We start from the raw sequence: 20,245 nt of genomic DNA, 5'->3' as shown, positions 1-20,245 counted from the left end.
CAGCTCACGAGATCGGAGCTGGGGTGGATCGTGGGTGGATCAGCCGGCTCCACCCGTGGGTGGAGCCGGCGTCCGGGTCGGCCCTGGGTCGGCTAGGCGTCGATGCGCGAGCGGTCGAGCGTCGCGGCCGAGCTGCTGATGAACTCCTTGCGCGGCGCCACGTCCGTGCCCATGAGCAGATCGAAGACCTGCTCCGCGGCGTCCAGCTCGCCGATGTTGATCCGGCGCAGCGTGCGGTGGCGCGGGTCCATCGTGGTCTCGGCCAGCTGGTCGGCGTCCATCTCTCCGAGACCCTTGTAACGCTGGATCGAGTCCTTGTAGCGCACGCCCTTGCGCTGGTACTCGAGGAGCGTCTCGCGCAGCTCGCGGTCCGAGTACGTGTAGACGTACTTGTCCTGGCCCTTCTTCGGCTGGACGAGCTCGATGCGGTGCAGCGGCGGCACCGCGGCGAACACGCGGCCCGCCTCGATCATCGGCCGCATGTAGCGCTGGAAGAGGGTCAGGAGCAGGGTCCGGATGTGTGCGCCGTCGACGTCGGCGTCGACGAGCAGGATGATCTTTCCGTAGCGCGCGGCGTCGATGTCGAAGGTCCGCCCCGACCCGGCTCCTATGACCTGGATGATCGCGCCGCACTCGGCGTTCTTCAGCATGTCCGACACGGACGACTTCTGAACGTTGAGGATCTTGCCGCGGATCGGCAGGAGCGCCTGGAACTCGGAGTTCCGGGCCAGCTTGGCGGTGCCGAGCGCGGAGTCACCCTCGACGATGAAGAGCTCGCTGCGCTCCACGTCGTCGCTGCGGCAGTCGGCGAGCTTGGCCGGCAGCGACGACGACTCGAGGGCCGTCTTCCTGCGCTGCGCGTCCTTGTGCTGCCGGGCCGCGATCCGCGTACGGGCGGCGGCGACGGCCTTCTCCATGACGGCGCGGGCCTGGGCCTTCGCGTCGCGCTTGGTGGAGGTCAGGAACGCCTTGAGCTCCTTGGCCACGACGTTCGCGACGATCCTGTTGGCCGCCGAGGTGCCGAGCACCTCCTTGGTCTGGCCCTCGAACTGCGGCTCGGCGAGACGCACCGTGACGACGGCCGTCAGGCCCTCGAGGGCGTCGTCCTTGACGACGTCGTCCTCGGCGACGCGCAGCAGCTTCTGGGCGCGCAGCACCTCGTTCATCGTCTTGGTGAGCGAGCGCTCGAAGCCGGTCACGTGGGTGCCGCCCTTGGGGGTGGCGATGATGTTGACGAACGACCTCAGTGTCGTGTCGTAACCGGTGCCCCAGCGCAGCGCGATGTCCACGCCGAGCTCGCGGGTGACCTCGGTCGGCGTCATCTGACCGTGGTCGTCGAGGACGGGGACGGTCTCCTTGAAGGTGCCCTGCCCGGAGAAGCGGACGACGTCGCAGACCGGCTTGTCGGCGGCGAGGTACTCGCAGAACTCGCTGATGCCGCCGTCGAAGCGGAAGGATTCCTCGCCCTTGCTGCCGCCGTCACCGAGCCCGTACTCGTCGCGCACGACGATGGTCAGGCCGGGCACGAGGAACGCGGTCTGGCGGGCGCGCTGGTGCAGGTTCTCCAGGGACAGCTTGGCGTCCTTGAGGAAGATCTGGCGGTCGGCCCAGTAGCGCACGCGCGTGCCGGTGCGATTCTTCGGCACCCGCTTGACCTTGCTGAGGCGCGCGGAGGAGTCGAAGGCCGCGTCGGGCCCCTGCTTGGCGAAGGCGCCGGGGACGCCGCGACGGAAGCTGATGGCGTGCGTGTTCCCGCCGCGGTCGACCTCGACGTCGAGCCGCGCGGAGAGCGCGTTCACCACGGATGCACCCACGCCGTGCAGGCCGCCGGAGGCCGCGTAGGACCCTCCGCCGAACTTGCCGCCCGCGTGCAGCTTGGTCATGACGACCTCGACCCCGGAGAGTCCGGTCTTGGGCTCGACGTCCACGGGGATACCGCGGCCGTTGTCCCGCACCTCTACGGAGGCGTCGTCGTGGAGGATGACCTCGATGTAGTCGCAATAACCGCCGAGGGCCTCATCGACGGAGTTGTCGATGATTTCCCAGAGGCAGTGCATCAGGCCACGGCTGTCCGTCGACCCGATGTACATGCCTGGGCGCTTGCGTACGGCCTCGAGTCCCTCAAGGACGAGCAGGTGCCGCGCGGTGTAGTTGGAACTGTCCTTGTCCACGATGCCGCCTGCTCCGGTCAGCAGCGCTGTGGACGGCACGGACGTTTCGGCGGTCACGCAGTTCGCTCCTCGCTGAATTTCAGTTGGAACCCTTTTGGGTAAGGGGTCGGCTTCGGTCGCCGCTCAGAGGGTACCGAGGCCTGGTAGAGCCGTTGTAACGCAACCCTCGCCTCTGCCCAGACTAGTCCAGCATCGTATGCGTGTTCGATCCCTCGATGGGGTGAAGCACACATCACGTTCCCTTCGGCGCATGAACCATTTAGGCTCCGGGCACGTCCTCATGAACAAACCGACAAGCCAGTCGGCGAGGACCGACCCTGACGGAACGCGCGAACCCGTAAGACACGTAAGAGACGCAATACGGCACATTCGCCGCCAACCGGCAGCAGACAGCCCCTCGGAAAGATTTTTCGAGGAAAAGCCACGAGCGGGAACGTTTTCGGCCTGGTTGGATGTTGACCCTGGTACGACAGCTCGTCGAGCTAGAGAAGAGGCGACGTGACTACTGTTCTGACCCCCGCGAGCCCACTGACGGCCGCTGACCGCTGTGACCGTTGCGGCGCCCAGGCATATCTGCGCGTCGTGCTCATCAGCGGTGGTGAACTGCTCTTCTGCGCCCACCATGGCCGCAAGTTCGAGCCGGAACTCAAGAAGATCGCCGCTGAGATACAGGACGAGACGGAGCGCCTGACCGCCGCTCCGGCAAGCGCCGAGACCGAGGAACGCTGACACCTCGCACAACGACGAGCCAGCTCCGGCCCAGGCCGGTGATCGGGCGGCCATCCCTGCACCACAGGGTGGCCGCCCGTCCTCGCATCAGCCCGGCATATGCCCGTAGGCGCCCTGAGGGCGTCAGATGGGCTCCGGCATGACACGCATGGCCTCCGACACCCGGGCGTAGACGCCAGGGCTCCCAGGGCGCCCACAGCCGTTCCCCCAGGACACGAGCCCGATCAGACGCCCGTGCGCCACGAGAGGGCCACCGCTGTCCCCCTGGCAGGCATCCCGCCCGCCCTGCGACACCCCCGCGCACAGCATCGTGCGAGCGCGGAACGTCCCCTCGGAGCTGCCCGGATAGGCCGCCTTGCACGCGGAGTCACTGAGCACCTGCACGTCCCCGGCCCGCAGCGTGTTCGCGTAATCACCGGCCCCCGTGGTGTCGCCCCAGCCGTAGACCGCGGCGGCGGTCCCGGACACGTACGCGGAGTCCCCCGCCCCCGCCATCGGGATAACGTATCCCTCGGGCAGCGGCGCCTTCAGCGTGACGACCGCCACATCTCCGGAGTTGGTTTCGGGGTCGTAGTCGGGGTTGACCCAGGTACGGCGTACCGGGATCTCAGCGCCCGAATCGGTCCGCAGGTCGTCACGCCCCGCGATGACCTTGAGATCGCCCACGGCCCGGAGCGCGGTGCCCAGGACCTCAGGACTCAGACAGTGGGCGGCAGTCATGACGGTCGACCGACCGACCACGACACCCCCGCAGAACTGACCGGATCGGGTACCCCCGAACCGGTCACGACTGGAGAGCGCCACCATCCACGGACTGTCGGCCACCCGGACCGACCGGCCCCCGATGACGACACTGTCCGCCGCCGAAGGGGCGGGGCAAGCCAGGGGCAGCAAGGCCGCCGCCGCCAGCAGGACAGGCGCCCGGAACGGCGTTCGGGCGAAGGGACGACGCATGCGGTGTCCTCACTCTGGGTTGTATCGACACACCCAGCGTGAGCGAACTTCGTGCGTCATGCATACGAGCACATCGAAGGGCCCGGCCCCCTCGGGGGGCCGGGCCCTTCGATGACGCACACACCGCCCGGATCCGGTCCGGACGGTCGCGCTTCTAGTCCAGGTAGTCGCGCAGAACCTGCGAACGCGACGGGTGGCGCAGCTTCGACATCGTCTTGGACTCGATCTGACGGATCCGCTCACGCGTGACGCCGTAGACCTTGCCGATCTCGTCGAGGGTCTTCGGCTGACCGTCGGTGAGACCGAAACGCATCGAGACGACGCCCGCCTCGCGCTCCGAAAGGGTGTCGAGGACCGAGTGCAGCTGCTCCTGGAGGAGCGTGAAGCTGACCGCGTCGGCCGGCACGACCGCCTCGGAGTCCTCGATGAGGTCACCGAACTCGCTGTCGCCGTCCTCACCCAGGGGGGTGTGGAGGGAGATCGGCTCGCGACCGTACTTCTGGACCTCGATGACCTTCTCCGGGGTCATGTCGAGTTCCTTGGCCAGCTCCTCCGGGGTGGGCTCGCGGCCCAGGTCCTGGAGCATCTGGCGCTGCACGCGCGCGAGCTTGTTGATGACCTCGACCATGTGCACCGGGATACGGATGGTGCGGGCCTGGTCGGCCATGGCGCGGGTGATGGCCTGACGGATCCACCAGGTGGCATACGTGGAGAACTTGTAGCCCTTGGTGTAGTCGAACTTCTCGACCGCGCGGATCAGACCGAGGTTGCCCTCCTGGATCAGGTCCAGGAAGAGCATGCCGCGGCCGGTGTAACGCTTGGCCAGGGAGACCACCAGACGGAGGTTGGCCTCCAGGAGGTGGTTCTTGGCGCGGCGGCCGTCCTCGGCGATGATCTCCAGCTCGCGCTTGAGCTTCGGCGCGAGCTTGTCGGCGTTGGCGAGCTTGTCCTCCGCGAACAGGCCGGCCTCGATGCGCTTGGCGAGCTCGACCTCCTGCTCGGCGTTGAGCAGCGGGACCTTACCGATCTGCTTCAGGTAGTCCTTGACGGGGTCGGCGGTGGCACCGGCCGCGGCGACCTGCTGCGCGGGCGCGTCGTCCTCGTCCTCGTCGGACAGGACGAAGCCCTGCGCGCCCTCCTCGCCGGGCTCGCCTTCGGCCTTGGCCGTACCGGGGGTCTCCTCGGTGGCCTCGTCGTCGACCTCGTCGTCCTTCTTGCCGGACGTCTTCTTCGCCGCCGCCTTCTTGGCGACGGTCTTCTTCGCGGCGGCCTTCTTGGCCGTCGTCTTCTTGGCTGCGACCTTCTTGGGTTCGGCGTCCTCAGCCTCGGCCTCGGCGGCCGGGGACTCGGGGGTGGCCGTGGCAGCGACCTTCTTCGCCGTGACCGTCTTGGCTGCGACGGTCTTGGTGGCGGTGCGCTTGACCGGGCTCTTAGCTGCGACGCTCTTGCGGGGGCGTTTCGGCTCCGCGGCACTGACCATCAGCGTCACACCCTCTTCCTCGAGGATCTGGTTGAGGCTGCGCAGAACGTTCTTCCACTGAGTGGCCGGAATCTGGTCGGCCTCGAAGGCACGGCGCACATCGTCGCCGGCGATCTGGCCATCAGCCTTTCCCCGCTCAATGAGCGCCATGACAGAGACGGACTCGGCGATCTCCGGCGGGAGCGTACGGGATGTGCTGGCCGACACGAACAACCTCTCGGAACGTTGGAAAACGGCTTCCGGCCCCGTCCTGTGAGGACCGGAGCCGACGACCGCCGACTTGGGGATGGGCCGACGGCGCGGGCGGGGCCGGGGAGATGCACAGCGCCGAACGCGGCTGCTGTATTCCCTCCTCGGCTGTCACCTCTTAGGTCATCGCGCTGTTCCGAGGAGCGTTACGCCCAATCTGCGTGGCCCGAGTCACACCCCGTAAGCGGTCAAAAAGTAATGGATACGGTCAAACATGGCCACTCTTCTGGTACCCAGCTCGAACCGACGGAACCCATGGTCCACACATATGTCGCCGGATCGCGCCGGGTCCCAGGGGGATCAGGCGCGATCCGGCGACACATGGGGAACAAATGGTGGGCGCGTCCGGACGGGGCAGTGCTCGAGCATCGAGGGCCTGCACCGAGGCGCCGGATCACCGGATCGCCGAGAGACGCGTCAGTGCTCGCGGGGCGCGGGGACCACACGTTCGACATCGGGGTGGACGGTGAGCAGCTGGCGCATGGCCGCCTCCGCGCCCGTGCCGTCGCCCGCGGCGAGGGCGTCGGCGATCCGGCCGTGGTGCGCGACGGCCGCCTCGTTCGGGCGGTCACAGCCCGTGACGGGCCCCCCGGAGACCTGGAGGGCGGCGGAGACGATGCCGGACAGGTGCTCGAGCATGCGGTTGCCCGCGAGCTGGATGAGCAGGGAGTGGAACTCGGCGTCGGCGCGGGCGAACGTGATCGGGTCGCCCTGCCCCAGGGCGTGCCCCATGATCTCGACCATGTCGGTGAGCCGCTGCTGGACGTCCTCACGGCCGTGTCCGGCCGCGAGCCGCGCGGCGAGGGGCTCGATCGTCCAGCGCAGCTCGTTCAGCTCGCGGCGCTGATCGTCGCGCTGCGGGCCGAAGGCGCGCCATTCGATGATGTCCGGGTCGAGCAGGTTCCAGTCACTGACGGGGCGGACGCGGGTGCCGACATTGGGGCGGGCGCTGACCAGGCCCTTCGCCTCGAGGACGCGGAGCGACTCGCGGACGACGGTGCGGGACACCTCGAATCGCTGGCCGATCTCCTCGGGCACGAGCGGACGGTCCGCACCGAGGTCCCCGGAAACGATCATCTGGCCCAGCTGCTGGACGAGTTGGCCGTGCAGGCCGCGTCCGCGGCTGCCGGCGGCGCGCCGCCCCATCCGGCCGAGATCCTGGTCCGCGACATCCCAAACGGGGGCGCCCACACGGTCGGCGCCATTTACCTCCCCATAGGGGTAACGGTCGAGTTCGCCCGGACCGGTCATGCCGGAGTCGGCGGAGCGGGCGGCGGTCATCATGGTGTGCGCAAGGGTACTCACGGATCTGTTGTCGGCGCCGCTCCCAAGTCCCTTGAGGTCTTTGGTGAAAAGCACACGAAAGGGTGATCGCTTACCGCGTCGCAATTGACGCCTTATCGGACGGAAATGAGCGCTCGTCGGGGAGTTGCGCGCGAGGCCGGACCAGATGGCGGCGGACGGTCGTCATCGAGCCCTGGGACGCAGCACTGTGAGCAGATAAGCGCAGAGCAGAGCGGTCAGCGACAACATCAGCGCACCGCCCACAGGTTGGACGATCATCCGTAGTCCCGCGGCCAGAAGACGCTCCGCCCCGAACGGCCAGTGCACGAGCGCCAGATCGCGAAGCCTCGACGGAAGTCCCGCCGCCGTTCGCACAGATGGCCCCTCCAAGGCCTTTTGTACGAGGGGTACGACGAGGATCGGAACGGCGAGTACGGCGGCCAGCCCGGCCGTCGTGGACCTGAAGACACCGGCAGCAAGCACCCCTGCCCAGGCGCAGCCCACGACGAGCGCCAGCCAACTCGCGCTCGCCGAAAGCCAGTCGGCGGGAACCTTGGTGAACTCTTCTCCGTATACAAGGTGGAGCAACACCGCGTCGGAGGCGACGACGAGGAAGGCCAGCGACAGGGCGATGGCCGCTGCGACAACGAGTTTCGCGCAGAGAAGCCCCAGGCGACGGGGGACGGTGCCACGGTCGGCGGCGAGCGCGGGGTGACGGAATTCGTCACCGAAGGCGAAGGCCCCGAGCAGCCCCGCACCGAGGGCAGCCGGCGGAAGCGGTAGTTCCTGGGGCCAGGCGGCCAGCAGGTGCGCCTGCGGGGTGTGCCCGGTCCGCGCGAGCAGTACGGCGACGATCGCCGAAGCGACGAGGACGGCGGCAGCGGTGAGGTAGCCGGTGGCGATACCGGTCGCCCGGCGGACCTCGTAACGCAACGGGCGGAGCGGGCTGGGTGCGGGGTGGATCGTGATGGGGGGTGGGAGGGGGGAGAGGGAGGCGGGGGGCGGGGCGGGGGCGGGGATTGAGGGAGATCTGGGCGCCTTGGGACCCCGTTGGCCGGACAGCGGCGCCGGGGCAGAGGAGGAGGCCAGGGAAGAAGCACCACCAAGGTCCGCGTCGGCGGGGAGCGGCACGAAGGTGCCCGTGGAGCGCCTGGGTTCCTGAGCGGGGGAAGCGTGTGCCTGCGCCTGCGCCGACGGTTCGGCGGTTTCCTCCGACGGCTCCGCGGCCGAAAGAGACGTGTCCGCTACGGACGACGCGTCCGCGACTGTCGTCTGGGGCGCGGTCGGCTCCGCCTCCCGGACTTCTTCAGTGCGCGCCCGCGCCGGGACGCTCACGGCAGGCCCCGCATCCCCGACCTCGTCTGCGAGTTGGTGGACCAGGATGCTGTGGCGGAACGCTGTTTCGCCGATGTCCGCGCAGTTGCTGCCGTACACGGAGAGCCGGTTGCCGTCCTCGTTCACGACCTCGACGGAACGCTGCGTCGCGCGCGCCTCCTTGGCCAACAGGACACCGAGCCGGGCCGCATGTGGGCTGCGGACGGCGACGCGGGGGCGCAGCCTCGTCCGGGAGAAGTCCGCGACGCCCTGGTCCGCGATGACACGTCCCGTCTCCAGGGTGACCACGCGGTCAGCCGTCCGTGCCGCTTCCTTGGCATCGTCGGTGGTGAAGAGCACGGTGCCGCCGAGCGACGCGTGGGCCCTCAGGATGCCGTGCAGCCACTTTCCCTCACGCGCCGAGAGGCCGTCCGCGGGCCCGTCGAGGACGAGCGTGTGCGGGTCCGCGAGTAGCGCGCAGGCGAGTCCGAGGCGCCGGTCCATGCCGCGCGAGAGTGTGCCGAGGCGTTGCTCACGGAGGCTGACGATGCCGACGACTTCGAGGACCTCGTCCGCACGTTGCACCGGCACACCTGCGGCCGCGCACAACATACGCAGCTGTCCGCGTACGGTGCGGGACGGATGACCCTGGACCTCGCCGAGCAACACGCCCACTTCTCGGGAGGGGTGGGGGATGCGGTGCAGGGGGCGGCCTCTGAAATGCGTGATTCCGCGGCCTTGTTGGAGTTCGAGCATCAGCCGGACCGCCGTCGTCTTGCCGGACGCGCGGGCGCCGAGCAGCGCCGTGACACGGCCCGTCGGCGCCTCGAAGGACACGTCGTCGACAGCGGGCGGGAGCTCCTGGCGGGGATTGCTGGTCAGTCCGAAGGCCTGGATCATCGCTTCTCTCGCAGGATGTGCGACCGCTCGGCGGCCGAGGCCCGTCCGCCGAGCGGGGACGGACGAACCCCGTGGGTACCCCAGCAAGATAACGCGACATTTCCTACTTTTCGGGCAGGGTGAGGCCTCGGGTGTCCTCTGCGCGGCGCGGGCGGGCAGGGTGCGGAGGTCAGGCCCGGTCAGCTCCGGGTCACACCTCGGGGCGCAGCATCGGCGGGTTGAGCAGGGTCGCGCCACCCGCCCGGAAGAGCTGGGCCGGCCTGCCGCCCTGACGGGTGGTCGTCCCGCCGGTGGGCACGAGGAAGCCCGGGGTACCCGTCACCTTGCGGTGGAAGTTGCGCGGGTCGAGCGCGACGGCCCAGACCGCCTCGTACACGCGCCGCAGCTCACCGACCGTGAACTCGGGCGGGCAGAAGGCCGTGGCGAGTGACGAGTACTCGATCTTCGAGCGGGCGCGCTCCACGCCGTCCGCGAGGATCTGCGCATGGTCGAAAGCCAGGGGTGCCGCCTGCTCACCCTCGCGCCCGTACCCGCCCTGATTCAGCAGGTCCTCCACAGGTGCCCAGCGCGCACTGTGCGCGTCGCCCCCCGCCCGCGGTGCCGGCAGATCGGGCGCCAAGGCCAGATGAGCGACGCTGACCACGCGCATACGAGGGTCACGCTTGGGGTCGCCGTAGGTGGCCAGCTGCTCCAGATGCGCGCCGTTGACCTGGTCCGGGTCCGCGGGATCATGGGCACAGAGCCCGGTCTCCTCGATCAATTCGCGGGCCGCGGCCGACGACAGGTCCTCATCGTCCCGGACGAAGCCGCCGGGGAGTGCCCAACGCCCCTGGAACGGCGGCTCGCCTCGCCGCACCGCGAGCGCACAGAGCGCGTGGCGGCGCACGGTCAGCACGACCAGGTCGACGGTGACTGCGAAGGGCGGGAAGGCCGACGGGTCGTAGGGCGACATGCCGCGATCATAGTCGTCTTCCTGACGATAAACACTCCCTTCGCGATCGTTGATCAAGCCCTTCTTCGAAGTCCCCGGAGTGGAACCCCGCCGATCTTCCGAGCTCACGTCCGCGCCGGTCACACCCCCAATTGCAGCCCGTCGGCCGCCTCCTCGACCATGGCGAGACCGAGCCTGCCGACCCGCACCGAGAACGGGGCGCCCGCGACCCGCAACCCGGCCAGTCCGATCTCCCCCAGAGGTGCGCTGCGCATCGGTCTCAGCGTCACCGTCCCGGCGGGCGCGTCCGGCCGGATCCCGACGAGGGCGGCGAGGAGCTGCACCCCTGACGCCGCGGCGGTGGCCGCGGGCCTGCACGCGGCCGGATGCGGAAGCGGGGCGCCCCCTTCGGAACGCTGCTCCCCCGCGTACATCTCGGGCAGCCGGAACCCGAAGGCCTCGGCCGCGGACAGGACGCCCCGCAGCAGCGAGCCCGACTCCTTCTCGTAGCCCGCTGCGGCCAGGCCGCCCACGGCCAGCGCCGTCTCCTGCACCCGCACGGCTCCGCCACGGTGCCCGAACGGGTTGTACGACGTCTCCCGCACGCCCAGACTGCGCAGACCCCATCCCGAGTCGAGCGCCGGACCGCCCAGGAGTCGCGCGAGCTGCTCGGTCTGCACCTTGTCGAGGAGGCCCGGCGCCATCAGACCGCCGCCGAGCAGCCCTGTGTCGAGGAGGTGGGCCGCGGCGCTGCCGAGGTGGGGCAGGAGCCGCCCGTCCGGCGTGCGGGCGGCGGCGGGCCGGCCGCCTCCACGGTCCTCAGCCCAGAAGTCCTCTCTGAACCTCGTTCGCAGCGCTTCAGCCCACTGACGCAGCTCCACGGCACCGGGTCGGCCATGGGCGTCGAGGAGATCCGCGCCGAGCAGGGCGGCCCGGTGGGCGTGCGCCTGGGTCTCGCAGCGCAACGGCCCTCCGGGGCCGGGGTCCGCCAGATACGCCCCGTCGCCGACTGCGGTCCGCAGCCACTGCAGGCAGCGCTCCGCCGTGGGCAGCAGCTCTGCGACCTCCTGCTCGGGCAGGCCCCAGCGTCTCGCCTCCGCGAGAAGCGCCGGAAACAGGAGCGTCGCTTCGGTTCCGGTGCAGCCGGGCGGCAGATGCGGGCCTGCGTCCCTCAGCGGGCCGGGGATCATCCCCGACTCCCGCCCGGTTCCCGGGAGTTGGGTTCGAGCGAGGGCCCTGAGCGTGCCCGCGGCCAACCGCGTCCCCAGAGGGAGCGCCATCCGCGCGGCCGCCAACGCCTCGGCCGGCGCCAGACCGCAGCGCCAGGGCGCGCCGGCGGCGAGGTAGAGGTCTGTCGGGTGCGCCGGGTCGCGCAGCAGCAGCGCGTGCAGGTCCTCTGCGCAGGTTCTCAGCAGCGGTCCCACTCGTGCGTCGTCCCCGGTCGATTCCGCCGTGGCGAGCGGGCGTACGGCGCCTTGCCCGACCGACCTGCTCGCCGCCCCGCCGTCGGCCCGTACCCGGAGTTCGACACTCCAGATGCCGCCCGGAGGCAGATCGAACTCCCAGCGCAGCAGCCCGGCGGAGGCGAGGGCGTCGCGGGGAGGCGGGTCGGCGGTGACGACGGCGTGGCCTGCCGACGACGACCACCGCATGCCGGAGTCGTGGACAGTGGCGGACACTTCACGCCCCGGCTGTCCGGCCGCCACCGCGCCCAGCTCCGCCAGATCCGTACCGAGGGCGACCTCGACCGGCAGTCGCAGCGGTCGGGTGGCAGAGCTGCGCAGCGTGATCCGCTCCGTGCCGTCGGCATGCCGGATCCGTTCGACCATGATGTCCGGGTCGGGGCCGCTGTCCACGACAGGTCTCAGCGTCGCCACGAACCGGGCCCGGTCGGCGGCGATCATGCGGGCCTGCACCGCGATCGGCTCGCGCCCCGCCACGCGGAGCAGGCAGCGCGACAACAACCGGCGCCCCGCGCGGTAGAACCCTTCCAGTCCGTCGCCCGTCAACTGCCCTTGCTGCGAGGAGATCGCGAGCGAGGGCAGCGCCACGCAGACCAGCGTCGTGTGTGCCGGCGGCAGCTCCGTGGAGCGCCGGGGAGTGGGGGTGTTCGCACGACCGGCGTGCGCAGGTGGCGGCGGAGCGTTGCGGATTGCGGGGGGAACCGGAGCTGCATCTTTGCTGCGGGCCGGGGAGATCGCCGACGTCACTGCTCGAGCGGATGGCGCCTCTGTGACGACGGTTGGCGGTCCCGCCATGACGGTTGACGGCGCTGCCACGACGGCCGACGGCACCGGAGTCTCGGATGGCGCTCCCAGCCCCAACGCCGCAGACACCGCGGACGACACTCCAACGGGCGCGGTCGATACCCCAGCCGGTGGAGGAGATGAGCCCGCCACGGCGATCCCACGGGGCTGGGCCGCGCCGCCGACGAGGCGGTCGACGAGCGAGTCCTCCAAGGGGCTCTCGAAGGAGCCCTTGAACGAGTCTTCGGGCTCCGGCGCGCGTGCGCCTGAAGGCATCACCGCCGCCTCGCCCCCGGACGACCGGCGGAACCGGTCTCGCGGGACGGACCGCCGGCACCCGGTGGGCCGTCCTCCTCCGAGGCGAGCACCACGAGTACGGCGCTGGTCAAGACGGCGGACACGGTCGACGACGCGAGGGGCGGCATGGGGTGGCTCCTTCCGTGCTGGGCGCGCGCGAGGCGCCGATGGCGCTCCGAAGGGTCGGCGGGGAGACGGCGGCTCGGCCCGGTCAGAGGCCGTGCCACAGAGGTGAACGGGCCTGCCCCACCCCAAGTCACGCCTGCGACGCAGGAAGCCGAGCAGCCGACGCCCCATGCCCGCCTCTGACTCCCCCACCCCGGTCGGTGTCCGCTCGGCCACGGAGACGGGCCCACGGGACCTGCGCCACGAGTCGGCACTCATCCGTCCCGCCTCGTCCCCTGCCTGCTCACGCGGCGACGTCCCTGCGGTCGCCGCGGTGCGTGCGCCCCAGCCTGGGAAGGTCGCTTGCCCGCACCTGCACGTCGCGATCCGCGCCGACGCAGAGCGGCCTCCAGGGCCCGCGTCACCCGATCCTCAGTCGGTTCCCGAGAGTCCTCGGCACTCGGCCGCCCAGGGGAACCTGCATCCTTACGGCCGGCGACGCCTTCGCCATTGACACCGGCATCGGCACCGGTTCCCGCACCTACCGCCACTCCTGCCCCGCCTCCGTCAAAGGCCCCCTTCGAATTCGCCTCGGACGGCGTCACGTTCCGCTCGTCCCGTGTCTTGCGCAGGCTGCGCCGCACCGGCTCCGGATCCAGGTCCGCGCTGCACGCCTCCATGAGGAGCCGGGCGAAGACGTACCGCGGATCCGCGGCCAGAGCCATGTCCAACGCCTCGCCGGCCTCCACGCGGTCGCCCAGAGACCACGCGACCCAGCCGGCGAGCGTCAGCGGCGCCGCAGCGTGCTCGCCGTACGGGCCCACGCAGCGCCGGGCCAGAGCTCGCCAAAGGCGCAGAGCCAGCGGCGCCTCGTCGCCCTCCATCCACTCGGCCGCGTGATCCCGGGTAAGCCGGTCCTGGAGGCCGAGGATCAACCTGGCCGCCTCGTCGTGCGCGAGCTGCTCGTCGTCCCTGAGATCGGTTTCCAGCGTGTCGTCACCGGTCGGCAGGTGCCCGAAACGGCTCCAGACCCGCCGAGCGAGATCGAGCGTCTCGTCCGCGACCTCGGCGCGCGGGACTCCGGCGAGAATCCTGGGGACGAGAGTCATGGCCGCGGCGTCCAGCGCGTGCTCCTGTTCTGGCGCGGCTGCCGTCTGCCTTGGCGTGAGGCGGGCCCTCATCTCCCTTAGCGAGCCCCTCACTTGGACGCCCGCATAAGTCATCGCGGCTGCCATGACGGACGTACCGGACGCGGCCAGCGGTGTGCCGTCGGGCGGGCAGCACTCCTCGATCGGGCAGCTGTACGACCAGAAGTGATCGTCGGAGATGCAGAGGGTCTCGACCACGGGCACGTCGAGGCGGCCGCACGCCAAACGCAGCATCTGTGCCAGCGGTTGGAGGCGTTCCATGATCTGCCGCCCGGTCTCGGCGGTCTTCGGATCCCGGCAGAGGAACGCGACGATGCCGTCCGGCGTCCCGTCCTTGTGCTCGCATCCGTTGATCAGGCACTTGGCCATCTCGTCCGCGACGGATGGCCAGTCACCGGGGCGCTCGGGGATTCCGAGTCGCACGCGACCGCCGAAGCGTCCGCGGTGCAGGGCGACGAGCACGATGCTGTCCTCGGGCTTGAACCCGAGCAAGTACGGGAGCGCTTCGGCCAGTTCGGACGGGTTGCGCAGGGTGATCTGTTCCGTGCCGGGTGCGCCGGCTGCTTCGCTGTGATTCGTCATGTGACGACCATGCCGCGAATCTCAAGAATCCGTTTTGGCCTGTGGATAACCCGGATCAGGGACACGACAGGAGTTGTCCACAGGCCAGGAGGACCACTCGCGCACTGCCGACCCATCAGGTCATGCTTGTCCCGGGCGAGTTGACTGTTCGCGACGGGAGGGGCCGGTGCCCGGCCCCTCAGGCCGAGTAATCAAGTGCCTCAGCCAGCCGCGGCCAGGACCAACGGCAGGACCTGCTCGCTCCCCGCCTTCCGGAGCAGCCGCGCAGCGACCGCGAGGGTCCAGCCGGAGTCCGTGTAGTCGTCCACGAGCAGGACGGGACCGGGAGCGCCGGCCAGGGCGGCGGCCAGGTCGTCTGGAACGGTGAAGGTGCCTGACAGAGCCCTGAGGCGCTGGGCGGAGTTGCTGCGGCGTACCGGGTGTACGTCCCCAGGCCCCGTGTACGACAGCGCACCCAGGAACGGGAGGCGTCCGATGGTCGCGATTCCCTGGGCGAGTGAACCGACCAGTTGCGGCCGGGTCAGGGACGGCACGGCGACGACTCCCACCGGCCGTGCAGAGGCGTCCGGAACAGTCGGCGCCCAGCCCCCGGGCGAGCGCGCCCAGTCGGCGATGACCGCCACCGCGGCCTTCAGGACGTCGTCGGGGACAGGCCCGTCGGGCGCGTTCTCGGCCAGCAGCGGGCGGAGCCGGTTGCCCCATCCGATGTCCGAGAGCCGTCCCAGGGCGCGCCCGGTGGAGCACTGTTCCTTGACCGGGATGCGCCCCTTGAGGTCGATGCCCAGTGCGGGCATCCCCGTCGGCCACATGCGGCGCGGCTCGACCTCCACCCCCGGGCGGTCGAGCTCCCTGGCCGCCCCCGTCAGCACCTCCGCCGACACCGAGGAATCGGCCCAGGCCCCCGCGCAGTTGTCGCAGCGGCCGCACGGAACCGCACCCTCGTCGTCCAACTGCTCACGCAGGAACTCCATCCGGCACTGAGACGTACTCGCGTAATCGCGCATGGCCTGCTGCTCGGTCGACCGCTGCTTGGCAACCCACGCGTAGCGCTCGGAGTCGTACACCCAGTCGGCTCCCGTGGCCGTCCAGCCGCCCTTGACGCGCTTGACCGCGCCGTCCACGTCCAGCACCTTCAACATCGACTCCAGGCGGCTGCGCCGAAGATCGACTGCCGCCTCCAGGGCGGGCACGGACAGCGGACGTCCCGCACTCTCGAGAGCCGAGAGGGTCTGCCGTACCTGCGCCTCGGGCGGGAAGGCCGTATCGGCGAAGTAGCGCCAGATGGCCTCGTCCTCCTTGCCCGGCAGCAGCAGCACATCGGCGTGGGCCACACCACGGCCCGCACGCCCCACCTGCTGGTAGTAGGCGATCGGCGAGGACGGCGAGCCGAGATGGATCACGAATCCCAGGTCCGGCTTGTCGAAGCCCATCCCCAGCGCCGAGGTCGCGACCAGCGCCTTGACCCGGTTCTCCTGAAGGTCGATCTCGGCCTGGAGCCGGTCGGCGTTCTCCGTCTTGCCCGTGTACGAGGCCACGTTGAAGCCGCGCTGGCGCAGGAAGGCGGTGGCCTCCTCGGCCGCGGCCACCGTCAGCGTGTAGATGATGCCGGAGCCCTGGAGCTCGTCCAGATGCTCGGCGAGCCAGCCCAGACGGTGCGCAGCGTCCGGCAACCGGACGACGCCCAGGCGCAGGCTCTCCCGGTCCAGGGGGCCGCGGAGCACCAGCGCCTCGCCGGCTCCCGTACCCAGCTGATCCGCGACGTCCGCCGTGACCCGCGCGTTCGCCGTCGCGGTGGTGGCCAGTACCGGCACACCGGCGGGAAGCTCGGCCAGCATGGCCCGCAGTCGGCGGTAGTCCGGCCGGAAATCATGACCCCAGTCGGAGATGCAGTGCGCCTCGTCGACGACGAGCAGTCCCGTCGTGGCCGCGAGCTTGGGCAGGACCTGATCACGGAAATCAACGGAATTGAGGCGTTCCGGACTCACGAGGAGGACGTCGGTCTCCCCGCGCTCGACCTCCTGGTAGATCGTGTCCCATTCCTCGGGGTTGGCCGAGTTGATGGTGCGCGCCTGGATGCCGGCGCGCGCCGCCGACTCGACCTGGTTACGCATGAGCGCCAGCAACGGCGAGATGATCACCGTGGGACCGGAGCCACGCCGCCGCAGCAAGGCCGTGGCCACGAAGTACACCGCCGACTTGCCCCAGCCGGTGCGCTGCACGACAAGAGCACGGCGACGCTGCTCGACCAGGGCCGCCACCGCCTGCCACTGATCCTCCCGAAGGCGTGCCGAACCCCCCGGATCGCCGACCAGCTCAGCGAGGATGGCGTCGGCTTCGGCACGCAGCTCCTGGTTACTCATGCCCCCATGCAACCCCACACCACTGACAACGGCCCAATCCCCCGCCGTGATGATCACCGCCGACCCCGCCCACCTCGCCGCCCGGAGGGTGTCCCACCAGGCGCCCAGCCCCTCTTGATTCCATTCCCGAGGCATCCGGATCAACGAGGTCGGACGGTGTTACCGCTGGTCCTGGCCGTAAAGGCGTGATCCTGGCGTCACAGGCGGCGGCGTTGGGCAGGGATATAGCCGACGCTTCCCCAGATACCGGCTCCCGGCCTCAATTGCTCGTTGCCGCAAGCCAGTGCGAAGGGAAGAATTGGAATCGCTCCCGCGCGGCTCGATCGTGGTCCGGTAGGGCTGTGCCGCGGTGCGCTCCCGCAGTCCGACCTCGCCCGCAGTGTGGGCGCGTAGCCGAAGGGAGGACCGTGACCTTCGGATTCGCTCCGTCCTCGGCGGCATCGTTGTCGACGTCATCGACGCGTGCCGACCTGTCCGCCGACTCCGCCAACCAACTCGCCAGGATGCTCGAACCCGCGGAATGGGCCGCGGCGGGGATACCGCTGCTGCGCAATCCGCGCGAGGTCGTCAGCGGCCTGCATGCCCGGCACCGCCCCAAGCCCCAGACGGCCGTCGTAGCCGTTCTCGATACGGAGGAGCGGCTCAACGCCAGCGCGTCGTTCACCCGGCGCGCGAGCGCGGCGGACGGCTGGGTCTTCCGCAACGCACTGCTCACGCACCTGCGCCGGGTGATCCCGCACGACCTCCGACGCCGTACGCCGGTGCGAACGGCCGTGCTGCTCTACTGCCGTGAAGGCGACGCGCATTGGACGGAGGAGGACGGTGCGTGGATGTGGGGGCTGCGGGATGCGTGCACACTTCACGGGCTGCGCTGCGGGGCGTACATCACCATGACGCGGGACGGCTGGCAGGTACTCGGCGAAGGGCGCGGCGGCAGGCGACCGGGCCTCGGATCGACGCCCGAGGCGTACGAGGGCAGCAGCGAGCCGCCACTGCCGCGCGCAGGAGGAGCCGCGTCGGAGGTACTGCGCCGCGCGGCTGCCCGCTGAGAGCTGCCGCGGAAACGAGCCGCCGGCACGAGCCCTGCCGACACGTGCCCGCGTCGACACGTGCCCGCGTCGACACGGGCCGCAGGCACACGGCGCCGCCGGCCGCCCGTGGAACCGTCGAGCGGTTCGGGCAGCCGGCGCGCGGCGTGTCAGACTCCGGCGCCCAGCAGGGAGTTGATCCGCTGCGGGTCGCCGCACACGATCAGCAGGGCGCCCGCCCGGCCGAGGGCGAGAGGCAGAGCGGTGGCGGCCGCCTCGTCGGCACCGCCGTTCAGCGCGACGACGACCACAGGCCGCTTCGAAGCGCGCTCGGCGGCCCCGGCGTCGGCGTAGAAGACGTCGTCACCCGCGTCGTGCTGCGCCCAGTAGGCGGTGTCGCCGAAGGACAGCTCGTGCGTGGCCCACGGGTGCGGGTCACCGGTGGTGATCACCAGCACCTCGCCGGGCGCGCGGCCCGAGTCGAGGAGCAGGTCGACGGCTTCCTCCGCGGCGTCCAGGGCACCCTCGACCGAAGCCGGGATCAGCTGGATCTGCGGCTGCGCGGTCGCGTCCGCCGAGGCGGGAGCGGTCGGCACGGCGGCGGGGGCGGCCGGAGCCGAAGGCCCCGGCTTGGCGGCGGACACCGACTCGCGCGACGTGCGCTGCGCGGGCGGCATCGGCCGTGCGGGACCCGGGCGTCCGGGTCGCGGCGGCGCCGCGGGACGCGGGCCGGGTACGGGGCGGGGGGTCGGCGCGTTGCGGCCGCTGGGGGCCGAAGTGGCGCGGGGACCCTGGGCACTCTCGTGAATCTGAGGCTCCTCGGGAAGGAGAGGCATGAGCTGATGTCTATCAAACGCCGGTGCGAGTGGCCTCGGCGGGTGGCACATGAGTGCGAACGGAAGATCAGAAGTCGAAGCCGAGCTGGCCTTCGATCTCCGGAACGTTTCCGTCCGCCCAGATGCGGGCCTTCTTGAGGTGCCGCCACTGGGGCAGCGCATCAAGATACGCCCACGTGAGCCGGTGGTACGGGGTGGGCCCCCGCTCCTCCAGCGCGGCCTTGTGGACCGGCGACGGATATCCGGCGTTGTCCGCAAAACCGAAGTCTGCATGTTCGATGCCCAGTTCGGCCATCATTTTGTCGCGGCGAACCTTGGCGATCACCGATGCCGCGGCGACGGCCACACAGGACCGGTCACCCTTGATCACCGTACGGACCTGCCAGGGAGCGCCGAGGTAGTTGTGCTTGCCGTCGAGGATGACCGCGTCCGGACGGACCGGAAGGGCCCCGAGGGCGCGCACCGCAGCGAGCCGCAGAGCTGCCGTCATCCCCAGCTCGTCGATCTCCTCGTGCGAGGCGTGTCCGAGAGCATGTGCCGTCACCCAGCTCTCCAGCGTCTCGGCGAGCACTTCGCGCCGCTTCGGGCTGATCAGCTTGGAGTCGGTGAGACCTTCGGGCGGTCGGCGCAGCCCGGTGACGGCGGCGCACACGGTGACCGGTCCCGCCCACGCACCGCGACCGACCTCGTCCACACCGGCGACGATCTTGGCTCCGGTGGTGGCGCGCAGTGAGCGCTCGACGCTGTGAGTGGGTGGTTCGTACGGCATGGCGCCAGATAGCGTACGCCGCCTCGACCCCTCAGCGACACCCCGGTACGACCAGCCCGGCCTCCGCAGGTGAGACCGGTGGGGCAGGAACCTGCGGTTCACGGCCGGCCGGACGGAGGTGCGGCCCCGACGCCGGGCCCGAATCCACATCTCGCGAGCCGCCGGCGCCGCCCCTCGTCACGCCCCCAGTGGCCGCAGCAGCGGAACCATCACCTGATCGATCATCTCCGTGAGGTCACGCTCGCCCCATTCGCTCGCGCACACCTTCGACCGGTACATCATCATCGCCGGGATCACATCGCAGACGTATGCGTCCGTGGCGCCGGGGCGCACCTCCCCCCGCTCGATCCCACGGCGTACGACCTCCTTGATCAGCTCGACGCTCGGCTGGACGACCCCCTCGAAGATCACTTCATGGAAGCGCTGAGCCGTCGCAGAGTCGCATTCGTGAAGCACCGAACGCAGAGCGAAGCCGGGGCGCGAGTACATGGCCTCACGCATCAGGCGGCACAGCTCGATCAGGTCCTCCCGGACGCTGCCGCGGTCCGGCGCTCCGTCGAGTCTGGGCAGCGCCGCCTGGAGGGCGTCCGCGACGAGATCCTCCTTCGAGGGCCAGCGGCGGTAGACGGCGGCCTTGCCCGTCTGCGCCCCGGCGGCGACGCCCTCCATCGTGAGGGCGTTCCAGCCGACCGTACTGAGCTGCTCCAGCGCGGCTTCCAGGATGGCCCGCTCCAGGACAGGGCCACGCCGGCGCAGGGTGGCCGTCCGAGCGGGGGCGGCCGTCCAGCGCGAAGTATCCATCGTCTTCTCTCCGTTGGGGATCCGGGTGTTCGAGGCAGCTTCTTCAGTGAACGGTTGCGTT

The 20,245-nt window shown here is 70.4% G+C and carries 15 protein-coding genes; 2 read left to right on the top strand and 13 right to left on the bottom strand.

All coding sequences use genetic code 11. The features are described from left to right. Nucleotides 1-92 precede the first annotated feature (92 nt). Complete coding sequence (locus tag LGI35_RS32080; RefSeq protein WP_227297782.1) at nucleotides 93-2,228, bottom strand: DNA gyrase/topoisomerase IV subunit B; 2,136 nt, start codon at nucleotides 2,226-2,228, stop codon at nucleotides 93-95. A 441-nt stretch (nucleotides 2,229-2,669) separates the two neighbouring features. On the opposite strand from LGI35_RS32080, the gene LGI35_RS32075 reads away from it, so the two are divergent. Further along, nucleotides 2,670-2,900 carry a DUF7455 domain-containing protein gene (locus tag LGI35_RS32075; RefSeq protein ID WP_018535956.1) on the top strand — a complete coding sequence of 77 codons (231 nt, stop codon included), beginning with the start codon at nucleotides 2,670-2,672 and terminating at the stop codon, nucleotides 2,898-2,900. A 123-nt stretch (nucleotides 2,901-3,023) separates the two neighbouring features. On the opposite strand, the gene LGI35_RS32070 is transcribed toward LGI35_RS32075, so the two are convergent. The 9 genes from LGI35_RS32070 to LGI35_RS32030 all read right to left on the bottom strand — a co-directional run bounded on the left by LGI35_RS32070 (nucleotide 3,024) and on the right by LGI35_RS32030 (nucleotide 16,750). Then, entirely contained in the window at nucleotides 3,024-3,854 is an 831-nt protein-coding gene (locus LGI35_RS32070) for a serine protease (protein ID WP_227297781.1), read from the bottom strand. A gap of 154 nt (nucleotides 3,855-4,008) precedes the next feature. Then, complete coding sequence (locus LGI35_RS32065; protein WP_264484691.1) at nucleotides 4,009-5,547, bottom strand: RNA polymerase sigma factor; 1,539 nt, start codon at nucleotides 5,545-5,547, stop codon at nucleotides 4,009-4,011. Nucleotides 5,548-6,000: 453 nt separating this feature from the next. Continuing rightward, nucleotides 6,001-6,888: a FadR/GntR family transcriptional regulator gene (locus LGI35_RS32060; protein ID WP_227297780.1), complete on the bottom strand. Its 888-nt coding sequence runs from the start codon at nucleotides 6,886-6,888 to the stop codon at nucleotides 6,001-6,003. A 162-nt stretch (nucleotides 6,889-7,050) separates the two neighbouring features. After that, the gene (locus tag LGI35_RS32055) at nucleotides 7,051-9,081 is read right to left on the bottom strand and encodes an ABC transporter ATP-binding protein (protein WP_227297779.1); all 2,031 of its coding nucleotides are present in this window, start codon (nucleotides 9,079-9,081) and stop codon (nucleotides 7,051-7,053) included. 190 nt (nucleotides 9,082-9,271) lie between these two features. Next, nucleotides 9,272-10,033, bottom strand: coding sequence for an NUDIX hydrolase (locus tag LGI35_RS32050; RefSeq protein WP_227297778.1), 762 nt, complete (start codon nucleotides 10,031-10,033; stop codon nucleotides 9,272-9,274). Between the two features lie 119 nt (nucleotides 10,034-10,152). Then, nucleotides 10,153-12,063 (bottom strand): glycogen debranching N-terminal domain-containing protein, encoded by a 1,911-nt coding sequence (locus LGI35_RS32045; RefSeq protein WP_227297777.1) that lies wholly within the window; start codon nucleotides 12,061-12,063, stop codon nucleotides 10,153-10,155. A 470-nt stretch (nucleotides 12,064-12,533) separates the two neighbouring features. Beyond that, nucleotides 12,534-12,683: a hypothetical protein gene (locus LGI35_RS32040; RefSeq protein ID WP_227297776.1), complete on the bottom strand. Its 150-nt coding sequence runs from the start codon at nucleotides 12,681-12,683 to the stop codon at nucleotides 12,534-12,536. A 252-nt stretch (nucleotides 12,684-12,935) separates the two neighbouring features. After that, complete coding sequence (locus tag LGI35_RS32035; RefSeq protein ID WP_227297775.1) at nucleotides 12,936-14,390, bottom strand: DUF4192 domain-containing protein; 1,455 nt, start codon at nucleotides 14,388-14,390, stop codon at nucleotides 12,936-12,938. A 200-nt stretch (nucleotides 14,391-14,590) separates the two neighbouring features. Further along, nucleotides 14,591-16,750 (bottom strand): RecQ family ATP-dependent DNA helicase, encoded by a 2,160-nt coding sequence (locus LGI35_RS32030; RefSeq protein ID WP_227297774.1) that lies wholly within the window; start codon nucleotides 16,748-16,750, stop codon nucleotides 14,591-14,593. Nucleotides 16,751-17,157: 407 nt separating this feature from the next. Here LGI35_RS32030 and LGI35_RS32025 point away from each other — a divergent pair, with 407 nt between their 5' ends. Then, nucleotides 17,158-17,799 (top strand): hypothetical protein, encoded by a 642-nt coding sequence (locus LGI35_RS32025; protein WP_227297773.1) that lies wholly within the window; start codon nucleotides 17,158-17,160, stop codon nucleotides 17,797-17,799. A gap of 149 nt (nucleotides 17,800-17,948) precedes the next feature. Here LGI35_RS32025 and LGI35_RS32020 read toward each other — a convergent pair whose 3' ends face one another. The 3 genes from LGI35_RS32020 to LGI35_RS32010 form a co-directional block, all read right to left on the bottom strand. Beyond that, nucleotides 17,949-18,614, bottom strand: a complete 666-nt coding sequence (locus LGI35_RS32020) for a hypothetical protein (RefSeq protein ID WP_227297772.1) — start codon at nucleotides 18,612-18,614, stop codon at nucleotides 17,949-17,951. A 67-nt stretch (nucleotides 18,615-18,681) separates the two neighbouring features. Beyond that, the gene (locus tag LGI35_RS32015; RefSeq protein ID WP_227297771.1) at nucleotides 18,682-19,383 is read right to left on the bottom strand and encodes a ribonuclease HII; all 702 of its coding nucleotides are present in this window, start codon (nucleotides 19,381-19,383) and stop codon (nucleotides 18,682-18,684) included. Between the two features lie 177 nt (nucleotides 19,384-19,560). After that, a complete protein-coding gene (locus tag LGI35_RS32010) occupies nucleotides 19,561-20,184 on the bottom strand; it encodes a TetR/AcrR family transcriptional regulator (protein WP_227297770.1) in 624 nt (207 codons plus the stop codon). Nucleotides 20,185-20,245: the final 61 nt, after the last annotated feature.

It is taken from the genome of Streptomyces longhuiensis, assembly GCF_020616555.1.
Taxonomy (GTDB): domain Bacteria; phylum Actinomycetota; class Actinomycetes; order Streptomycetales; family Streptomycetaceae; genus Streptomyces; species Streptomyces longhuiensis.
This window is presented reverse-complemented; position numbering and strand designations above follow the sequence as displayed.

What these genes read in the sequence shown, in the direction of transcription:
- LGI35_RS32070 (WP_227297781.1), bottom strand. Translation starts at nt 3,854, where the DNA reads ATGCGTCGTCCCTTCGCCCGAACGCCGTTCCGGGCGCCTGTCCTGCTG.
- LGI35_RS32055 (WP_227297779.1), bottom strand. Translation starts at nt 9,081, where the DNA reads ATGATCCAGGCCTTCGGACTGACCAGCAATCCCCGCCAGGAGCTCCCG.
- LGI35_RS32050 (WP_227297778.1), bottom strand. Translation starts at nt 10,033, where the DNA reads ATGTCGCCCTACGACCCGTCGGCCTTCCCGCCCTTCGCAGTCACCGTC.
- LGI35_RS32040 (WP_227297776.1), bottom strand. Translation starts at nt 12,683, where the DNA reads ATGCCGCCCCTCGCGTCGTCGACCGTGTCCGCCGTCTTGACCAGCGCC.
- LGI35_RS32035 (WP_227297775.1), bottom strand. Translation starts at nt 14,390, where the DNA reads ATGACGAATCACAGCGAAGCAGCCGGCGCACCCGGCACGGAACAGATC.
- LGI35_RS32030 (WP_227297774.1), bottom strand. Translation starts at nt 16,750, where the DNA reads ATGAGTAACCAGGAGCTGCGTGCCGAAGCCGACGCCATCCTCGCTGAG.
- LGI35_RS32020 (WP_227297772.1), bottom strand. Translation starts at nt 18,614, where the DNA reads ATGCCTCTCCTTCCCGAGGAGCCTCAGATTCACGAGAGTGCCCAGGGT.
- LGI35_RS32015 (WP_227297771.1), bottom strand. Translation starts at nt 19,383, where the DNA reads ATGCCGTACGAACCACCCACTCACAGCGTCGAGCGCTCACTGCGCGCC.
- LGI35_RS32010 (WP_227297770.1), bottom strand. Translation starts at nt 20,184, where the DNA reads ATGGATACTTCGCGCTGGACGGCCGCCCCCGCTCGGACGGCCACCCTG.